This window comes from Micrococcaceae bacterium Sec5.7 (genome assembly GCA_039636785.1).
In the GTDB taxonomy this organism is placed as follows: Bacteria; Actinomycetota; Actinomycetes; order Actinomycetales; family Micrococcaceae; genus Arthrobacter.
Genome location: CP144169.1, coordinates 1,373,467 through 1,392,564, shown reverse-complemented (window position 1 = coordinate 1,392,564; position 19,098 = coordinate 1,373,467). Strand labels below are relative to the sequence as shown.

Sequence of the window (19,098 nt, the reverse complement as noted above, 5' to 3'; positions counted from 1 at the left end):
CCCGGCGTCGCTGGCTTTCCCCACCAGTGTGGTTCCGCGCGTCCCGACCTCAGTCATGGTTGATGACCTTGGTAACGATGCCCAGAGCAACCTTCACGGTCTCCTCGAAGTCCAGTTCTGAGGAATCCAGCGTCACCACGCCATCCGCCGCCTGGGTGAAGTTCACCACCGTGGAGTCCTTGGCATCACGCTGCGTGACCTGAGCGGCCAGCTGCTCGGCACTTTGGGTGCCGCCCAGCTGGATCCCCCGGCGGCGCAGCCGCGCCTCCTCGCTTGCGGTGAGGAGCATGCGTACTTCCGCGCCGGGCGCGACGACGGTGGTGATATCACGCCCTTCAACCACCATGCGGCGGTGGTGCTTTTCGATCAGTTCGCGCTGGCGGCGGATGAGTTCCGTGCGGGCGCCCAGTGTAGTGGCCACGGCACTGACTGCAGAGGAGATGGCAGGTTCGCGGATGGCATCCGTCACATCGGTGCCGCCCATCCGGACGTACGTGTCATGGGGACTCGTGCTGATGTCCAGCGACATGTCCTTGGAAGCCTGTTCCACAGCAGCGCCGTCGTCCAGATCAATTCCGCTGATCAGGCAGAACCACGTCAGCGCCCGGTACATTGCCCCGGTATCCAGATACGCCAGCTTCAGCCTGCGGGCCACTTCCTTGCTCACACTTGATTTGCCCGAACCGGACGGCCCGTCGATGGCAACCACCAGCGATCTGCCTTGGCGTAGCGCCGGCAGGGTATCAATCAGTTCCTGTGTCATTACTGCAGTACCCGCCATCCGCGGTCGTTAAGGGCTTCGATCAGCAGGTCGTGCTTATTGGGCAGGACCGACAGCTCCACCATGCCCACGTTCTGCCCGGACGAGTGGTCGAGCCGGAGGTCTTCCACGTTGACGCCGATCTCCCCGATCTCAGTCAGGAGACGGGCAATCTGCCCTGGTTTGTCGTCCACAAGCACAGTCAGCCATGAATACGCCTGCGGCGGCCCGCCGTGCTTGCCTGGAATGCGGGACTGGCCTGCGTTTCCTTCGCTGATCAGCTGCGCAAGATCCAAGCGGGCTCCGGGAGCAGTGGGGTCTTCCAGCGTGCCGATGAGGCGGTTGAGATCCTCGCGCACCCCAAGAAGGATTTCCACCACTTTCCCGGCATTTGCGCCAAGGATCTGAACCCACAGCGTGGGATCACTGGCGGCAATCCTGGTGACGTCGCGCAGCCCGTTCCCGGCCAGGGACAGGGCATGCACAGGCGTGCCCTGAAGCCGGCTCGCCAGCAAGGACGACATAACCTGCGGCAGATGGGAAACCAGGGCCACCGCTTCGTCGTGCTCTTCGGCAGTGAACTGCGAAATCACAGCCCCCAGATCAGTGGCCAGAGCACGCGCAGTCTCCAAAGCGCCCGGTGAGGTCTCCTCCGCGGGGCAAAGGACCCACGGCATGGACGTGAACAGCTCGCCGCGGGCAGCAACCGGCCCGGACTTCTCACGGCCGGCCATGGGATGGGTGCCAACATAGCGGGCAAGATCCACGCCGCGACGGCGCAGTTCATCCTGGATTCCCGCCTTGATGCTGGCAATGTCAACTACAACAGCCAGCGGGTAGTCCGCCAGAGCCCGCTCCACAACATCCGCTGTGACATCCGGCGGCGCGGCAACAACCACCAGCTCAGGCTGTTCATCACCGAGCGCTGCCAACGGCAGGCCCGCGCCAATATCGACGGCGACAGCCTGGTTGGTCGGCGACGGATCGGACAGGAAAACCATCACACCGCGGCCCCGGAGGCCCAGCCCGATGCTGGCACCGAGCAGCCCTGTGCCGATGACGGCTACCGGACCGTTCAGGTGGCCGCGGCCGCGCGTGCGAAATGCCGACATGCCCTAGAGCCCTACGGATGCCAGCAGATGGCCGACTTCCTGCTTGCCAAGGTTGCGGATGCTGCCCTGGCGCTGGTCGCCCAGTCCAATGGGGCCAACCTTGACGCGCACCAGGCGCAGTACCGGGAAGCCAACGGCGTCGAACAGGCGCCGGACTATGCGGTTCTTGCCGGAGTGCAGCACAACTTCGATCAGCACGTGGCCCGGTGTAGAGTCCACCAGTTTGAAGGAGTCAACGGAGGCGATGCCGTCCTCGAGCTCGACGCCGGCCTTCAGCTGTGCGCCGACACCCTGCGGGAACGGACCGCGGACCTGGACCAGGTACGTCTTGGGTACCTCATAGGACGGGTGCGTCAGACGGTTGGCCAGCTCGCCGTCGTTCGTCAGGAGCAGCAGCCCCTCAGTGGCGACGTCCAGCCGTCCCACATGGAACAGGCGTTCGCCGTGGGTATTGCGGACAAAATCGCTGATGCAGGGCCGGCCATCGGGATCCTCCATGGTGGACACAACACCCTTGGGCTTGTTGAACACCATGTAAACAAGAGTCTCGTCCAGCTGGATGCGAAGGCCATCCACGTGAATGACCGCGGACGTGGGGTCAACGCGGACACCAAGCTCGGTGACCACCTGGCCGTCAACTTCAACACGGCCCTCGGCGATCATCTCTTCGCAGACGCGGCGCGAGGCCACCCCGGCCTGGGCCATGACCTTCTGCAGGCGGACGCCATCGGAATCGTGGAGCTCAGACTGCGGCACCTCGTTGCGCGGACCGCGCTTGCGGGCCGGCTTGCGGATGGGGCCAAGGTTCTGGCCGAACCGTTCGCCGCCAAACGCGCGGGTGCCGAACGTCTTGGCTGCACCGGACCGCGGCTTCGGCTTGAGGGCGCCGGGAGTTCCGGGAGCCTTTCCGAAACCCGGTTTGCGTGCGCCGGGCTTGCGCGCCGATGGTTTCGCGCCTGCTGTACTGCGGCCCGGGGCGGATTCGCGGCTGGGTGCCGGCTGCTCATCGGGGTCGATGAAGCGTTCCTCGCGCGGCCTGGGTGCCTTGTAGGGGCGGTCGCCGCCCTTGGAGAAATCGCGCTGGCCTCCGCCGCCGAATCCCCCGCTGCGCTGGCCGGCACCGCCGCGGCTTCCGCCGCCCTGAGCCGAGCCGCGGCTCCCCCCGCCTTGTGAGGCATTCGGTGTTGAATTGCGTTCTGAACTATTACGTCCGGAACTGTTACGTGGTGAACCCTGGCGTCCCGCCTGTGTCATGACCCGTCCTTCGTTATGTTGGCCGGTAATGCTTGTCCAAAGACAACATTAGCCAGCCATGCAGAATAAATCTGCCCTTGTGAGTACTCGTGTGCAGACAGAAACCTGCCTACATTCTTCCGGCGTCATAGAACTCTTCAATACCTTCAAGCCCCGGAAGATGCGGTGAAAGCTGAGGCAACTCAGCCACCGAGCCGATTCCCATGCGTTCAAGGAAATACGACGTTGTGCGGTACAGAACGGCACCCGACTCAGAATCAGTTCCGGAGTCTTCGATGAGTCCGCGCTGGGTAAGCGTCCGCACAACAGAGTCAACATTGACTCCTCGAATTGCAGACACCCTTGCCCTCGATACGGGCTGGCGGTACGCGATGACGGCAAGTGTTTCAAGCGCCGCCTGCGTGAGCCGGGCCGTCTGACCTTCGAGCACAAAGCCACCAACGACGTCGGCGAACTCGGTGCGCGAATATATCCGCCAGCCACCGGCGATGTTCCGCAATTCAAAACCCCGGGCGGTGGAGCTGAAGCCAGCATTGCTGGCAACGTCCATGTCCGGGGCTTTAACAGTATAGCCGTTATACTCACTCTGCAGTTCCGCCAGCAGCTGCTCGACGACGGCGACAGTCAGGTTCAGCCCGGTGGCCAGCCCGGTGGCCGTGGCCGGCTGGTCCAGCACCATCAGCACGGCTTCGATGGCCGCGCGTGCACCGCCGGGCAGCGTGGTGACATCCAGTCCAGGTTCGGGGACGGCCTGCGCGTCCGGCCCGCGCTCCGGAAATGCTTCGCTCATGGCTGCTCCTCATACTCTTCACTCAGGTTCTCGTTGCTCCAGCTGTCTCCGTTGGCTGTCCAATGCACTGTCAGATCGCCCAGCGGTGTGAGCTGGTCGAACGCCACCACCTTGTCCCGGAACATCTCGAGCAGGGCCAGGAAACGTGCCACCACAACCAGCGTGGAATCGGCGTCGGCAATCAGCGCGCGGAAAGACAGAGGCCTCCCATGTTGGAGGCGCAAACCCATGAGTTCCGCCTGCTCCCTGACGCTGACTGCATTCCCGTGAAGGTGTGTCAGCCCGACCTCCGTGGGAGCAGCCTCTTTGGGCTTAAGCGCCGCTTCTGCGAGTGCCGCGAACTGCTGGGGTGTGTGCTTCCAGACGAGCTCCGGCAGCAGGGCGGCAAAATGCCCTTCGAGCGCCACCTGCCTCGGAAACCTGCGCGACTCCAGCTCAAGGGTTGCATTGATCAGGGCCGCCACCTGTTTGAAGGCCTTGTACTGAAGGAGCCGTGCGAAAAGCAGGTCCCTGGCCTCCAACAGGGCAATGTCCTCATAGTCCTCCACCTCGCCTGCCGGGAGGAGCCTGGCTGCTTTCAGGTCAAGGAGGGTGGCGGCAATGACCAGGAATTCGCTGGCTTCATCCAGCGCCCATTCCTCCCCCAGCTTCTGTAGCTTCTTGATGTACTTGATGAATTCGTCAGTGACCGTGGCAATTGCCACCTCGGTAATGTCCAGCTGATGCTTGGCAATCAATCCGAGCAGAAGGTCAAAGGGTCCGGTGAAATTAGCCAGCCGCACCTCAAAGCCGGGCCTTTTGCCATCCGCCGGGGCGCCGCCGTCGTGCGTTCCGGTACCCTGACTGTTGGGCTCCGCTAGCGGAGTCGCTGACTCAGCCACGGCCCTGGCTAGGGCGCGCCGCCGCGCGAAATCAGCTCTTTGGCCAGGCGGCGGTAGGCATCTGCGCCGATGTGGTTGCCGGCATAGCTGGTGATCGGTTCGGCAGCCACCGTGGCGTCCGCGAATTTAATGGAACGCTTGACGACAGTCTCGAATACCTTGTCCCCGAATGCCTCGACGAGGCGGGTGATGACTTCACGGCTGTGCAGGGTGCGGGCGTCGTACATGGTGGCCAGCACCCCGTCCACCTGGAGCCCCGGGTTCAGCCGGTCCTGGACTTTCTCGATGGTTTCCACCAACAGCGCCACGGCCCGGAGGGCAAAGAATTCGCAGATCAGCGGGATGATCACGCCGTGAGCCGCGGTGAGGGCATTGACCGTCAGGAGCCCCAGGGACGGCTGGCAGTCAATGAGCACGACGTCGTAGTCGTCCTCGACCTTTTTCAGTGCGCGGTCCAGGATCTGTTCACGGGCAACCTCGTTGACCAGCTGCACCTCGGCGGCGGACAGATCGATGTTGGCGGGAAGCAGGTCAACATTCTCGACGCCGGTGTGCCGGATGGCATCGCGGATATCCACTTTGCGGTCCATCAGGACGTTGTAGACCGTGAGATCCAGCTCGTGCGGGTTGGTTCCCAGACCTGCTGACAGGGCGCCCTGCGGGTCAAAGTCCACCAGAAGCACCCTGCGGCCGTACTCGGCGAGGGCCGCTGCAAGGTTGATGGTGGACGTGGTTTTACCCACGCCGCCCTTCTGGTTGACCATGGCAATAACGCGTGCCGGTCCGTGCGATGACAGCGGCGCGGGCTCCGGAAATTCGCGGTGCGGGCGCCCGGTGGGGCCCATCACGGCATCTTCCAGATCGAGTTCCGTGCCTTCCAGAGTTGCTGAACCCTGCTCGCTGCTCACGTATCTATCCACACTTTCGATGACGGTGATTTACTGCCGCTGGATACCCAGCGCCGATCCTGCTTCCCACCAAGGCTACAGCGCCCGACACGGTATTCAACGGAACTTGATATGAGGCTCCGCCTGAGCCTTGACCTTCTGGTAGAAGTCGAGGGTTGACCGCAGGCCGACGCAAAACCGCCCGTGCAGATATTCCTGCACGGGCGGTCCTTGGAGCAGAGCAGTGGCTGTTCAGGCTTTCGCCTGCGCGTTTACTCAGGCGTTCATTCAGGCGTTCACGGGAACTGCCGGCTCCGCTGCTTCCGTCACGCCGTGGTGACCGGCAACCATGGTCAGCTCGTCGAACGGTTCTGCACCGGACAGCACGCGGTCAACCTGTTCGCCGTCGATCTCCTTGACCCAGGTACCGATCAGGACGGTGGCGACGGCGTTGCCGGTGAAGTTGGTGAGCGCACGGGCCTCGGACATAAAGCGGTCGATTCCGACAATCATGCCCACACCGCCAAGCAGCTGGGGCGCATGGGCCTGCAGGCCGGCGGCGAGGGTGGCAAGTCCTGCACCGGTAACACCGGCGGCACCCTTGGAGGCGATGATCATGAAGATCAAAAGGGAAATCTGCGCACCGAGGTCAAGCGGAGTGCCCATGGCATTCGCTACGAACAACGATGCCATAGTCAGGTAGATGGCCGTGCCGTCCAGGTTGAAGGAGTAGCCGGTGGGAACGGTGACGCCGACGACAGGCTTGGAAACGCCGAGGTGTTCCATCTTGGCGATGAGACGCGGCAGTGCTGCTTCGGAGGACGAGGTGGAGAAAATCAGCAGATACTCCCGGGCCAGGTACTTCATCAGTTTGAAGATGTTGACTCCCGCCACCACCTGGAGAATGCCGCCGAGGATGACCACGATGAAGAGTGCACAGGTGATGTAGAAGGCGATCATGAGGGTAAACATGCTGACAATCGCTTGGAAGCCGGTGGCGCCGACCACGGCAGCGATTGCGCCGAAGGCTCCCACTGGCGCAAGCCACATGATCATGATGAGGATGCGGAATACAAGCCCCTGGCCATGGGCGATGGCCTTCAGGATCGGAGCGCCCTGCGGGCCCATTTTCTGCAGCGCGAAGCCCACCAGAATGGCTGCGAGCAGAGTGGGCAGCACGGGGATATCGCCCGGAATGATGCCGAGCAGGAAGTCTGCAGTGCTGTCGGTGGCCGCCTTCTTGTTGGGGTCGTACGGCGTCAGATTCAGCCCGTCACCCGGGTGGATGAGGTTGCCGACCACAAGGCCGATCGCCAGGGCGAAGGTGGACATAACGATGAAGTAGGCGAGTGCCAGGCCGCCGACTTTGCCCACGGTTGCTGCCTTGGCGATGGAACCGATGCCCAGAACAATGGTGCAGAAGATGATCGGTGCAATCATCATTTTGATGAGCTTGATAAAGCCGTCGCCCAGGGGTTTCAGTGATTTGCCGACTTCCGGGAACAGCAGGCCGATCACCGCACCGAGGACAACGGCGACGATGACCGCGATGTAAAGATAATGGGATTTGTCCAGCCCCTTGCGGGCGGCCTTGGCAGGCGCGGCTGATTCTCCTCGTTGAGAAGCCATGATGTGTCTCCTTATGGATAATCTGGAAGACGCTGCGGCACAGTCTCTGGGCTCTTCACGTCGGTCCGGTGTGATATCCATCATTGGGTACACAGTGACTTGGCTCACCGTTGCGTTCATATTGGTCATGGAGGTGTTGATGATTCACCGCTGGAGCATCGCCCGCAGGCTGTTTGTGGCCCATTTGCTGTTTATGCTGGCACTCACCGCCATAGTGGGCACGGCCACCTTCATTGATGCCCGGGATCATGCCTATGACGAAGCCGGCCGCCGGATGGCAGCGGTGGCCACGGCGGTGGCGGACAATCCGCTGGTGCTTGGGGCCGCCGCCGCACCGGACCCATCCGCATTGCTTCAGCCCTACGCACTGAAGGTCACCGCGGACGCGGGCGCGGATTTCATCACCATCATGGCGCCCGACCGGACCCGGTGGACCCACCCACGGGACGAGGAACTAGGGAAGCCATACATCGGGTCCATCGATGCGGCCCTGAACGGCCAGGTCTTCACCGAGATCGCCGTGGGCACCCTTGGCCCCTCTGTGCGCACCATCGCGCCGGTGAAAGACCCCGGCGGCAACGTCAAAGCCCTCGTGTCCGCCGGAGTCACCGTACGGACGGTGGATGTGGCGCTCCTGGGCAGGCTGCCGGCACTCCTGGCAATTGCACTCGCACTGCTGGTGGGCGGGTCCGTGGCATCCTGGCTTCTGGGCCGGTACCTTCGCAACGTCACGCGCGGCTGGGGGCCGGAACAGCTTGCCCAGCTCTTTGCCTACTACGAATCCGTTCTACACTCGGTCCGGGAAGGTGTCATCCTGATAGACACCAAGGGCAGGGTGGTGATGTACAACGATCAGGCGGCCGAACTGCTGGGGCTGGCTCCGCGCGGGGCCGACGGCGATCCGGCCCGCATGCCTTTGCTCGCTGATCTTCCGCTGCCCGCAAGCCTCAAGGAGCTCTTTGAGTCCGGCAGAACGGCCCACGACGAAATACATCTGACGGGCTCCGGCATCCTTGTGGTGAACCAGAGCCCTGCCTTGGGTCCGGGTTCGCCTGCGGGACGGCAGCGCACGGCCGTGTTCGGAACCGTGGCCACGATCCGTGACCGCACCGAAATCGAGTCGCTCGGGAGTGAGCTCGAAACCATGCGCACGCTGTCCGATGCCCTCCGCGCCCAGACCCATGAACATGCGAACCGGCTGCACACCATGGTTTCGCTCATGGAGCTGGGCCAGACCGAGGACGCCCTGGATTTTGCCACCAAGGATCTGGAGCTGAGCCAGCAGCTCACTGATGAAATGATCAGCTCGGTCGAGGAGCCCGTGCTTAGCGCCCTCATCATGGGCAAGGCGGCGGAGGCCCACGAACGCGGTGTGGAACTGGTGATCAGTGCCGCGGGATCGGCTGCCGTGAACGGTCTGGCCGTCCAGGATCTGGTCACTATTCTTGGCAACCTGCTGGACAACGCCATCGACGCCGCTGCGGACGCCCCAGGCCCCAAACGCGTGGGCCTGACGGTGGACTCGGGCACCGCGGGCCTGGAAATCACCGTCCAGGACTCAGGACCGGGCATCGACCCCAGCTCGGTGGATGATATATTCCGGCATGGTTTCAGCACGAAGTCGGCGGGCCGCTTCGGACGGGGCCTCGGGCTGGCACTGGTCCGGCAGGCAGTTCTGCGGCTCGGCGGCACCATGACCATTACCAACTCAGGCGGGGCCCGGTTTCATGTGCTCCTGCCCCCGGCAACCCCCCGCCCTTCAGAGGAGCCACATTGACCGATATCCGCGTACTCGTCGTTGAGGATGAGCCGGTGGCTTCGGCAGCCCATGCAGCGTACGTGGGCAGGCTCGAGGGATTTTCGCTGGCCGGCACAGCGCCGGACGGCCAGTCGGCTCTCCGGCTGCTCACTGAGTTCTCGGCCGCAGGGAACGCCGTGGAACTGGTGCTGCTGGACATGAATCTGCCTGATCTCCACGGACTGGACATTGCCCGGCGCATGCGGTCATCCGGACTTTTCGCCGACATCATTGCCATCACGGCGGTCAGGGAGCTTGCCATTGTCCGCAGTGCGGTTGCCATCGGGGTGGTCCAGTACCTCATCAAACCCTTCACCTATGCCACCTTCGCGGACAAGCTGGAGAGCTACCGCCTGTTCCGCCAACAGCTCTCTTCGCCGGAATCCGGAACCACCAGGGCCGGGGCCCGGGCTTCGCAGAGTGATGTGGACCAGGCGTTTGCCAGCTTGCGTGCGCCATCGGAATTGCCTCTCCCGAAGGGCCTGGCACCCTCGACGCTCGAGGCTGTCCAGGAATTCATGAAGAAGCAGGACGGCGCCGTTTCAGCCACGGAGGTGATGGAAGCGCTGGGAATGTCGCGGGTGACGGCACGCCGCTACCTCGAATATCTGGCGGATGCGGGCACACTTTCCCGCACCGCACGCTATGGTGCTCCCGGGCGCCCGGAGAACGAATACCGGTGGGCGCGCGCATGACCGGGAGTTTCAACCCCGGCTTCAAACCGCCGTCACCAATCCCCTGCTTCAATCGCCTGTGGGCCGGAGCTTCCCGATCAGCTGATGGATGACTTCCGGATCCTCGATGGTGGAAGGAATGACGTACTCGTCGCCGTCGGCAATCTGTCGCATGGTCTTTCGCAGGATCTTCCCTGAACGGGTCTTGGGCAGGGCATCCACCACCATGACATTCTTGAAATCGGCAACAGCCCCGATGTCCCGCCGGACCAGAGCAATCAGCTCCTGCACCAAGACCGGAGCCTCCATCTCAACGCCGGATTTCAGCACTACGTAGCCGCTGGCGCGCTGGCCCTTGAGCGGGTCCGCGACGCCGATGACGGCGCATTCGGCAACAGCGGGGTGCTGTCCGATGACCTGTTCCATGGATCCTGTGGATAGTCTGTGGCCGGCGACGTTGATGATGTCATCGGTCCGACCCATAACAAAGACGTACCCTTCCTCGTCCTGATACCCCGAGTCGCCTGTCGCGTAGGCGCCGTCGAATGCCTGCAGGTATGACGACACGTAGCGGTGGTCATCCCGCCACAGGGTAGTCAGGGTACCCGGCGGCAGAGGGAGCCCGAGCACAATGTCCCCTCCACCCCGGAGGCAACTGCCTCGCCGCTCGCCGGCGGCGAAGAGGGTCCGCAGACTCGAGGTGTCATATCCGGCCAGCAGCGCCGCCTCGGGATCGGCTTTCCTGATTGCCCGCAGAGCTGTTGGTGCTGTGAAGAGGACGTTGACCCCGTGATCCTGGACCACCCAACAGAAAGCACCCGCATCCGGAGTGCCTACAGGCTTGCCCTCGTAGAGGACCGTCGTGGCTCCGGCTATCAGCGGGCCGTACACGATGTAGGAGTGACCCACTACCCACCCGACGTCCGAGGCAGTCCACATCACGTCCCCTGGACCGACGTCGTAAACGTTTTCCATCGTCCAGGCGAGCGCCACGGCGTGCCCTCCGTTGTCCCTGACAACCCCCTTGGGTGTCCCGGTGGTACCCGAGGTGTACAGGATGTAGAGCGGATCAGTGGCTTTGACGTCCACCGGTCCTGCCGGCGCGGCGGTGGCCAACTCGGTGTCCCGGTCCAGCCAGCCGTCGAAGTCAGTCACCTTGGCTGCAAAGCCGTCGCGTCCCTTGACCAGAACCGGGGTGTCCGGGCGGCCGGCCAGTTCGAGCGCCTCGGCAACGGCCGGCAGGTATTCAACGCGGCGCGACGGCTCGATGCCGCCCGATGCCGTGACCACCACCGCGGGCGCGGCGTCCCGGATGCGTGCGGCCAGCTCTTTGGGCGCAAACCCGCCGAAGACCACGGAATGGACGGCGCCCAGGCGGGCGGTTGCCAGCATGGCGATGGCGGCTTCGGGGATCATCGGCATGTAGATCACCACCCGGTCCGCGGCGGCCGGGATCGGTACGCTGCTGGGTCTCGACGTCGAAACCATCTTCCAGTCCGTGGGCCAGGCACTGCACACGACCACTGCCACGCGGCAGTCCCGCAAAGGGGAGATCTCCACCTGGAAAGCCCACGCTCCGGCCTTTGCCGGAAAGATGGCCGTTGAGGCTGTTGACCGTTCCATGCGCGGCCAGACCTCCCCCGTACCCATTTACGAAGGCGAAGACGGCGTGATCGCCTGGATGCTGGATGGACCGGAGGCCTCCTACACCGTTCCGCTTCCCGCAGCCGGTGAGGCCAAGCGCGCCATCATGGACACCTATACCAAGGAGCACTCGGCGGAGTACCAGGCGCAGGCGTGGATCGACCTCGCCCGGAAGCTCCACGGCGAACACCCGGAGGTCACGGATCCGGCCAACGTTGGCTCCGTGCTGATCAGGACCAGCCACCACACGCACTATGTGATCGGCTCGGGAGCCAACGATCCGCAGAAGTACAGCCCCACTGCCAGCCGCGAAACGCTGGATCACTCCATCCCCTACATTTTCACCGTTGCGCTGCAGGACTGCTCCTGGCACCACGTTGATTCCTACTCTCCGGAACGTGCCGGGCGGGCGGATACCGTGGAGCTGTGGCACAAGGTCACCACGGTGGAGGACCCGGAATGGACCCGCCGCTACCACTCCCTGGACATGGCCGAAAAGGTCTTCGGCGGCTCGGTGGAAATCACGCTCACCGACGGCACCGTGGTCACGGATGAGATCGCCGTGGCCGACGCGCACCCGCTCGGCGCCCGCCCGTTTGCCCGCGAACAGCATGTGAACAAGTTCCGCACGCTGGCGGCCGGTCTGGTGGCGGAAGAGGAAATCGAACGGTTCCTGGACGCCGCTGCCCGGCTCCCCCAGCTGGTTGAGGGCGAACTGGACCAGCTGAACATCCAGGCCGCCGACGGCGTCATCGATCTCGCCGCTGCACCGCAGGGGCTGTTCTAAATGCTGTACTCCAAGACCACCCCGGAACAGAAGCGTCTCCGGCTCCGGGAGTTGCTGGCTTCCGGCACCATCCAGCAGTTCCCCGGCGCCTTCAACCCGCTTTCGGCCCGCCTGATCGAGGAAAAGGGCTTCGCCGGGGTCTATATTTCCGGCGCCGTTCTGGCCAATGATCTGGGTCTGCCGGACATCGGGCTGACCACGCTCACGGAAGTGGCCACCCGGGCCGGACAGATCGCACGGATGACGGAACTTCCGTCCATCGTGGATGCGGACACCGGCTTCGGCGAGCCGATGAACGTTGCCCGCACCGTCCAGGAGCTGGAAAACGCCGGACTGGCCGGATGCCATATCGAGGACCAGTTCAATCCGAAGCGCTGCGGGCATCTGGATGGAAAGAACGTGGTGGATCTGGATACGGCCACCAAGCGCATCCGGGCAGCAGCTGACGCCCGCCGGGATCCGAACTTCCTCATCATGGCGCGCACGGACATCCGCGCCGTGGACGGGCTGGAAGCAGCGCAGGACCGGGCGAGGGCTCTCGTGGACGCCGGTGCAGACGCCATTTTCCCGGAGGCCATGAAGGATCTCAGCGAATTCCAAGCAATCCGTGATGCAGTGGACGTGCCGATCCTGGCCAACATGACCGAATTCGGCAAGAGCCGACTTTTCACCGTTGACCAGCTGCAGGGCGTGGGCGTGAATATGGTGATCTATCCGGTGACGCTGCTCCGTAGTGCCATGGGGGCTGCTGAGCGTACGCTGGAATCGATCAAGGCCGACGGAACTCAGGAGGCACAGTTAGAGGGCATGCTGACCCGTGCACGGCTGTACGATCTCGTGGACTACGAGGCCTACAACCGCTTTGACACCGGCGTCTTCAATTTCCAGATCCCCGGAAAGAACTGACGCGAATATCCAGACCGGACTACCGGCCCAGGCCGGGCTACAGGCGCAAGGAATGAAGGAGCTCAGCATGGCTGAAGAAGACATCAAAAAGGGCCTCGCCGGCGTCGTGGTGGATTACACCGCGGTGTCCAAGGTCAACCCGGACAGCAATTCGCTGCTTTACCGGGGCTATCCCGTCCAGGAGCTCGCGGCCAGGTGCAGCTTCGAGGAGGTCGCCTACCTGTTGTGGAATGGCGAACTGCCGACTCCCGGGCAGCTGGCCGAATTCACGGCGCGGGAGCGCGCAGGGCGGGCGCTGGATCCGGTGGTCAAGCAGATTGTCGATGCACTCCCCACAACGTCCCACCCCATGGATGTATGCCGGACGGCCGCGTCCGTGATGGGTGCACGGCACAAGCTCTCCGAGGATTCCTCGCCTGAGGCCAACATGGCCAAGGCCATCGATCTGTTTGCTGCGATGCCGGCGGTGGTCTCCTATGACCAGCGGCGTCGGCACGGCCAGGATGCGGTGGAGCCGCGTGAGGATCTTGGCTACTCCGCCAACTTCCTGTGGATGGCGTTCGGGGAAGAAGCGGTACCGGAAGTCGTCGAGGCCTTCAACGTCTCCATGATTCTGTACGCCGAGCATTCGTTCAACGCATCCACGTTCGCCGGCAGAGTGATCACGTCCACGCTCTCCGACCTGCACTCGGCGGTAACGGGTGCCATCGGGGCATTGAAGGGTCCGCTTCACGGCGGGGCAAACGAGGCCGTGATGCATACCTTTGATGAAATCGGCATCCGACCGGAAGAATCCCTGGATGCCGCAGCAGCACGGGCAAAGGCATGGATGGAAAATGCTCTGGCCCAGAAGAAAAAGGTCATGGGCTTCGGCCACCGCGTCTACAAGCACGGCGATTCCCGGGTGCCCACCATGAAGGCTGCCCTGGACAAGATGATTGCCCACTATGGCCGCCCCGAGCTGCTGGGACTCTACAACGGACTGGAAGCTGCCATGGACGAGGCCAAGTCCATCAAGCCCAATCTGGACTACCCGGCAGGACCCACGTACCACCTGATGGGATTCGACACCGCCATGTTCACTCCCCTGTTCGTGGCCAGCCGCATTACCGGCTGGACCGCACACATCATGGAGCAGGCTTCCAGCAACTCGCTGATCCGTCCGCTCAGCGCCTACAACGGCGTTGACGAACGGCACGTTCCCTAGCTTCCGCCGCGCCACACGGACCGCCGGCAGGATTCCTGCCGGCGGTCCGTTGTTGAGGACCACCCGTCAAGAAATCAGTGGCCGGATTGCGAGTAGTCCCGGACTTTCAGCACGGTCTCGTTGTCGTCATTGAGAACGATAACGACGTCGATAATTCCACCTGCGAGCGCCGCCGGAAGCCAGTAAAGTGCGTCCTGCCACATGTGTTCCAATGGCAGGGAATCGACGTCGAACCATTCCGGGATGATTTCCGGACTTTCGGATGGTTCCCCGCCCCAAATGCGGGTTGTGAACAGCCGTGATGCCATGTTCCATTCGGGTCTGGCGGGGAATTCAAACCTCACCAGGCCGGCGTCCCGAAGGTCAGCCTGGCGGACGGTCAATCCGGCCTCTTCCTGGACTTCCCGGCAGGCGGCCTCGGCATCGCTCTCGCCGGGTTCGACGTGCCCTCCGAGGCCAACGATCTTGCCTCTTCCAAAACCCGTCTTTTTCAGGCCCAGTAAAACCTGTCGCCTGCCACCCAGATCCCGGATCAGGAAACACAGGGTGACAGGCGTGAAGGTCATGAACTCAACACTAGCGCCGGAAGGGTTATTCCAGCGCCAGGACGGTCCCGCGCAGGCGATTGCCCGGAACCCACCCGGCGTACTCATTGTTCCGGATGCGGCGGAAATCATACAGGGTCGCTGATCGTTTTGTTAGCCCAGGGCCCGGGGATGCGCGGCCGCATAGATTTCGCGCAGGGTATCGGCGGTGACGAGCGTGTACACCTGGGTGGTGGTCACCGAAGCATGCCCCAGCAGCTCCTGGACAACGCGGACGTCGGCACCGCCCTCGAGCAGGTGGGTGGCAAAGGAATGACGCAGCGTGTGGGGCGAAACGTCTTTGGCGATGTTGGCTTTGTCTGCTGCTGCCTTCAGGATGGTCCAGGCGCTCTGCCTGCTGATGCGTCCACCCCTGGCGTTGAGGAACAGAGCCGGTGTGCCTTTGCCTTTGGCCGCCAGCAGGGGCCGCCCACGGACCAGGTAGGAATCCAGCGCCCGGGCCCCGTAGGATCCCAGCGGCACGAGGCGTTCTTTGGAGCCTTTGCCGAACAGCCGGACTATTGCGGGCCCGGCCTCCTCTGTCTGGAGCGAGATGTCGTCGACGTCGAGGCCTACGGCTTCGCTGATGCGCGCACCCGTGGAATACAGGAACTCCAGGAGTGCCCGGTCCCGCAACCCCGTCGCAGTGTCGGCGCCGGCCGCCTCGAGAATCCTGGTGACTTCGTCAACGCTGATGGCCTTGGGCAGCCTCTTGCCCGGCATGGGCGGGTGGACATCGCTGGCCGGATCCGCCGTCGTCAGTCCTTCAAGTGCCCAGAACTTGTGCAGTCCGCGGACGGCGACCACTGTTCTGGCCGCAGAGCGGACGCCGAGTGCGCTGCCGCCGTCGGAGCCGTCGGACAGGGCCTGCACGAATCCGGTCACGTGATGCCTGGTGACATCGGCGGGGCGCTGGACGCCGTCTGACGCCAGGTAATTCGAGTAGCGCGTCAGGTCCCGCCGGTAGGCAGACAACGTGTTCACGGCCAGACCGCGCTCGACGCCCATATGCTGCAAGTAATCCGTGACCGCCCGGTCTATGGCGGTCCGGGGCCGAACACCCGCGCCGCTGGACGGAGTCTCTTCCGTTGCCGGCGCCGCGCTGTCCGGCATCAGCGCTGGCTTGGATGCGCCGGCCACGGCGCATCGGACGGGCGGAGGTTCCTGAAGCCATCAGCTCGTGCTGCGGCTGCCGCAAGAATTCCGACGACGGCGGACGGGTTGTGCAGGCGGCCGTCAAGGACCGCGGCCACCGCCTCGTCCAGCGGCGTCCAGTGGAGTTCGATCTCGGCTTCCTCATCCGTGCGAACGTGGCGTTCGTGGTGCGGCACGTCGCCGATTTCGCGGGCCAGGTAGATCCGGATCGCTTCACTGGACGATCCCGGCGAATTGAAGAAGTCCGCCAGGACATTCCAGGTCCCGGCCACCAGATCCGCTTCCTCGGCAAGCTCCCGGGCGGCACCCACCACAAAGTCTTCGCCCTCCACGTCGAGGAGCCCCGCAGGGATCTCCCAGAGATCCATCCCCACAGGGTGTCTGTACTGCTTGAGCAGCAGTATCTCGCCGGCGTCGTTCATGGGGAGAACGGCCACCGCCCCCGGGTGGTCGATGTAATCACGGACCAAGGCGTCGCCGTCGTCGTGCAGCTGGAAGCTGTCACTGACAACGTCCCAGATCCGGCCTTCATAGACCCTGTGGGAAGACAAAAGACGGCGCGGGCTCGGCGCATCCGAAACCTGCCGTGCAGCATGGGGGGTTTCAGAATTGCCGGGCATCGCGCCGTCCTTTGTTGGTTCGAAGCTACTGTTCGATGCTACTTTGCGGCGGCCGTGGGGACAGGCTTGCCCGTGGCCGCGGGGGCAGCCGCGCCGCCGGTGCTCTCAGCGTGGCCGCTCTGGTGAGCCAGCGCAGCCGTCACCAGACCTGCAAACAGCGGGTGCGGACGCGTGGGGCGGGAGCTCAGTTCCGGGTGGGCCTGGGTTGCCACATAGAACGGGTGCACTTCGCGCGGCAGCTCTACATATTCCACGAGCTTGCCGTCGGGTGACGTTCCGGAGAACACCAGTCCCTCGGCCGCAATCTGCTCTCGGTACTTGTTGTTGACTTCGTAGCGGTGACGGTGGCGTTCGCTGACGGTGGTTGTCCCGTAGGTCTCTGCAACCACTGAGCCTTCATCGAGCTTGGCCTCGTAAAGCCCCAGACGCATGGTGCCGCCCAGATCGCCCTTGCCATCAACGATGTCCAGCTGCTCTTCCATGGTAGCGATGACCGGGTACTTGGAATCCGGTTCGAACTCGCTGGACGATGCGCCCTCGAGGCCCACGACGTTGCGGGCATACTCGATCACCATGCACTGCAGCCCCAGGCAGAGGCCTAGTACCGGCAGCCTGGATTCACGGGCAAACTTCAGCGCGCCCAGCTTGCCCTCGAGTCCGCGGATGCCGAAGCCGCCGGGAACGCAAATGGCGTCCACACCGCTCAGCGAGTTGACAGCCCCCTCATGCGTTTCGCATTCGTCCGACGGGACCCAACGGATCTTGACCTTGGCGTTGTTGGCGAATCCGCCGGCGCGCAGGGCCTCTGTCACGGAGAGGTAGGCATCAGGCAGGTCGATGTATTTGCCCACCAAGGCAATTTCAACACGGTGTGCCGGGTTGTGGACGGCCTCGAGCAGCGCATCCCACTTGGTCCAGTCCACGTCCTTGAACGGCAGGTCCAGGGCGCGCACGATGTAGCTGTCCAGCCCCTGGGTGTGAAGCGTTTTGGGGATGTCATAGATGCTGGGGGCGTCAGGACAGCCGATGACAGCGTCGATGTCCACATCGCACGCGCGGCCGATTTTTTCCATCATGGACGCGGGAAGTTCACGGTCGGATCGCAGCACGATCGCGTCGGGCTGGATGCCCAGGGAGCGCAGGGCTGCCACGGAGTGCTGCGTCGGCTTGGTCTTCAGTTCCTGTGAGGGCCCGATGTAAGGCACCAGGGACACATGGAGGAAGAACACATTTCCACGGCCCACATCCTGGCGGACCTGGCGTGCCGACTCGAGGAACGGCTGGGATTCGATGTCACCCACCGTGCCGCCGATTTCCGTGATGATAACGTCCGGGGCAGTCTTGGCTTCAGCCGGCAGACGCATGCGGCGCTTGATCTCGTCCGTGATGTGCGGGATGACCTGGACGGTGTCGCCGAGGTATTCGCCGCGGCGCTCTTTGGCGATAACCGTTGAGTAGATCTGGCCCGTTGTGACGTTGGCCGAACCCTCAAGGTTTTCATCGAGGAAGCGCTCGTAGTGTCCGATGTCCAGGTCAGTCTCGGCGCCGTCGTCGGTCACGAAGACTTCGCCGTGCTGGAAGGGGTTCATTGTGCCCGGATCCACGTTCAGATAGGGATCGAGCTTCTGCATAGTTACAGACAAGCCGCGTGCCCGCAGCAGGTGACCGAGGCTCGAAGCCGTCAGTCCTTTGCCGAGCGAGGACGCCACACCACCGGTGACGAAGATGTGTTTGGTCGTCTTGGACGAGCCCGGGAACCGGGAATTTACACGGGAATTTGATCGCTGCACCACGGAATTCGAGCCTATCATCAATTGGTCCTTCCGCGGGTCGATTAACAGTTTCCCCAAAGGCTTCAGTCTCCCGTGCGGTCACCCTACGATCAAGGGGTGACCACACAGGAATCATCAGGCGGACCCGCGGACGGGCGGCAATCCGGGGCGGATGCCCGGATCAGTCCTGTTTTCCGTTCGTTGGCCCTGGAATCCATTCCGGTCCCCGACTACGCAGATGTGATTGTCCTCCCAGTTCCCGCGGGCTGCCCAACGGATCCCCGGCTCTGGGCGGACACAGTTTTTTCGCTCGGATCCATGCCCGCCTGGATCCGGCTTCTGATGGGACTCCGCCAGAGGGCTGTGGGCATGATCGGTATCCGCCGGGCGCCGGCCAACGCGTTCGCGGTGGCAGAGGTCCGAGGTGAAGAGGCGCTCATCAGCGCCGACGACGCTCATCTGGACTTCCGCTGCGGTGTGGCGCTCGACGCCGGGGCCAGGCTCTTGCGGATCACCACGGCTGTGCGCCTCAAGGGCTGGCGCGGGCGGCTGTACTTTGCGCCGGTGCGGGTCCTGCACCCGCTGGTGGTGCACGCCATGATGGCGCGGGCCATCCGCCGCCTCTCACGCCACTAGCG

At 63.6% G+C, this 19,098-nt stretch carries 17 protein-coding genes and 1 pseudogene; 6 read left to right on the top strand and 12 right to left on the bottom strand.

Features of this window, described 5'->3' with window-relative positions; translation table 11 throughout:
• Positions 1 to 49 precede the first annotated feature (49 nt).
• The 7 genes from cmk to V3C33_06580 form a co-directional block, all read right to left on the bottom strand.
• Positions 50 to 763 (bottom strand): (d)CMP kinase, encoded by a 714-nt coding sequence (cmk, locus tag V3C33_06610; protein ID XAS68938.1) that lies wholly within the window; start codon positions 761 to 763, stop codon positions 50 to 52.
• Positions 763 to 1,872, bottom strand: coding sequence for a prephenate dehydrogenase (locus V3C33_06605; GenBank protein XAS68937.1), 1,110 nt, complete (start codon positions 1,870 to 1,872; stop codon positions 763 to 765). The genes cmk and V3C33_06605 overlap by 1 nt, the downstream gene beginning before the upstream one ends.
• 3 nt (positions 1,873 to 1,875) lie before the next feature.
• Positions 1,876 to 3,126 carry a pseudouridine synthase gene (locus tag V3C33_06600; GenBank protein ID XAS68936.1) on the bottom strand — a complete coding sequence of 417 codons (1,251 nt, stop codon included), beginning with the start codon at positions 3,124 to 3,126 and terminating at the stop codon, positions 1,876 to 1,878.
• A 109-nt stretch (positions 3,127 to 3,235) separates the two neighbouring features.
• Positions 3,236 to 3,916, bottom strand: coding sequence for an SMC-Scp complex subunit ScpB (locus tag V3C33_06595; GenBank protein ID XAS68935.1), 681 nt, complete (start codon positions 3,914 to 3,916; stop codon positions 3,236 to 3,238).
• A complete protein-coding gene (locus V3C33_06590) occupies positions 3,913 to 4,698 on the bottom strand; it encodes a ScpA family protein (protein XAS69671.1) in 786 nt (261 codons plus the stop codon). The genes V3C33_06595 and V3C33_06590 overlap by 4 nt, the downstream gene beginning before the upstream one ends.
• Positions 4,699 to 4,805: 107 nt before the next feature.
• The gene (locus tag V3C33_06585; GenBank protein ID XAS68934.1) at positions 4,806 to 5,705 is read right to left on the bottom strand and encodes an AAA family ATPase; all 900 of its coding nucleotides are present in this window, start codon (positions 5,703 to 5,705) and stop codon (positions 4,806 to 4,808) included.
• Positions 5,706 to 5,972: 267 nt separating this feature from the next.
• The gene (locus V3C33_06580; GenBank protein XAS68933.1) at positions 5,973 to 7,313 is read right to left on the bottom strand and encodes a cation:dicarboxylase symporter family transporter; all 1,341 of its coding nucleotides are present in this window, start codon (positions 7,311 to 7,313) and stop codon (positions 5,973 to 5,975) included.
• A 139-nt stretch (positions 7,314 to 7,452) separates the two neighbouring features.
• Here V3C33_06580 and V3C33_06575 point away from each other — a divergent pair, with 139 nt between their 5' ends.
• Positions 7,453 to 9,090 carry a sensor histidine kinase gene (locus V3C33_06575; protein XAS68932.1) on the top strand — a complete coding sequence of 546 codons (1,638 nt, stop codon included), beginning with the start codon at positions 7,453 to 7,455 and terminating at the stop codon, positions 9,088 to 9,090.
• Positions 9,087 to 9,806, top strand: coding sequence for a response regulator (locus tag V3C33_06570; GenBank protein XAS68931.1), 720 nt, complete (start codon positions 9,087 to 9,089; stop codon positions 9,804 to 9,806). Before V3C33_06575 ends, V3C33_06570 begins: the two co-directional genes overlap by 4 nt.
• A 48-nt stretch (positions 9,807 to 9,854) precedes the next feature.
• On the opposite strand, the gene V3C33_06565 is transcribed toward V3C33_06570, so the two are convergent.
• Entirely contained in the window at positions 9,855 to 11,273 is a 1,419-nt protein-coding gene (locus V3C33_06565; protein XAS68930.1) for an AMP-binding protein, read from the bottom strand.
• Between V3C33_06565 and V3C33_06560 the strand changes: the two are divergent.
• The 3 genes and pseudogenes from V3C33_06560 to V3C33_06550 all read left to right on the top strand — a co-directional run bounded on the left by V3C33_06560 (position 11,224) and on the right by V3C33_06550 (position 14,329).
• Positions 11,224 to 12,216 (top strand): annotated as a pseudogene (locus tag V3C33_06560) (MmgE/PrpD family protein). The gene V3C33_06565 and the pseudogene V3C33_06560 sit on opposite strands and share 50 nt — an antisense overlap.
• Positions 12,217 to 13,122, top strand: a complete 906-nt coding sequence (gene prpB / locus V3C33_06555) for a methylisocitrate lyase (GenBank protein XAS68929.1) — start codon at positions 12,217 to 12,219, stop codon at positions 13,120 to 13,122.
• Positions 13,123 to 13,189: 67 nt separating this feature from the next.
• Positions 13,190 to 14,329, top strand: a complete 1,140-nt coding sequence (locus tag V3C33_06550; protein ID XAS68928.1) for a bifunctional 2-methylcitrate synthase/citrate synthase — start codon at positions 13,190 to 13,192, stop codon at positions 14,327 to 14,329.
• 74 nt (positions 14,330 to 14,403) lie between these two features.
• Here the strand turns inward: V3C33_06550 and V3C33_06545 are convergent, their stop codons facing one another.
• The 4 genes from V3C33_06545 to V3C33_06530 all read right to left on the bottom strand — a co-directional run bounded on the left by V3C33_06545 (position 14,404) and on the right by V3C33_06530 (position 18,499).
• Complete coding sequence (locus V3C33_06545; protein XAS68927.1) at positions 14,404 to 14,895, bottom strand: 8-oxo-dGTP diphosphatase; 492 nt, start codon at positions 14,893 to 14,895, stop codon at positions 14,404 to 14,406.
• 132 nt (positions 14,896 to 15,027) lie between these two features.
• On the bottom strand, positions 15,028 to 16,026 hold the full coding sequence (gene xerD / locus V3C33_06540; GenBank protein ID XAS68926.1) for a site-specific tyrosine recombinase XerD: 999 nt from the start codon (positions 16,024 to 16,026) through the stop codon (positions 15,028 to 15,030).
• A complete protein-coding gene (locus tag V3C33_06535) occupies positions 16,026 to 16,688 on the bottom strand; it encodes an NUDIX hydrolase (GenBank protein XAS68925.1) in 663 nt (220 codons plus the stop codon). Before V3C33_06535 ends, xerD begins: the two co-directional genes overlap by 1 nt.
• 38 nt (positions 16,689 to 16,726) lie before the next feature.
• Positions 16,727 to 18,499, bottom strand: coding sequence for a CTP synthase (locus tag V3C33_06530; GenBank protein XAS68924.1), 1,773 nt, complete (start codon positions 18,497 to 18,499; stop codon positions 16,727 to 16,729).
• Positions 18,500 to 18,577: 78 nt separating this feature from the next.
• Here V3C33_06530 and V3C33_06525 point away from each other — a divergent pair, with 78 nt between their 5' ends.
• The gene (locus V3C33_06525) at positions 18,578 to 19,096 is read left to right on the top strand and encodes a DUF2867 domain-containing protein (protein ID XAS68923.1); all 519 of its coding nucleotides are present in this window, start codon (positions 18,578 to 18,580) and stop codon (positions 19,094 to 19,096) included.
• The last annotated feature ends 2 nt before the right edge of the window (positions 19,097 to 19,098 follow it).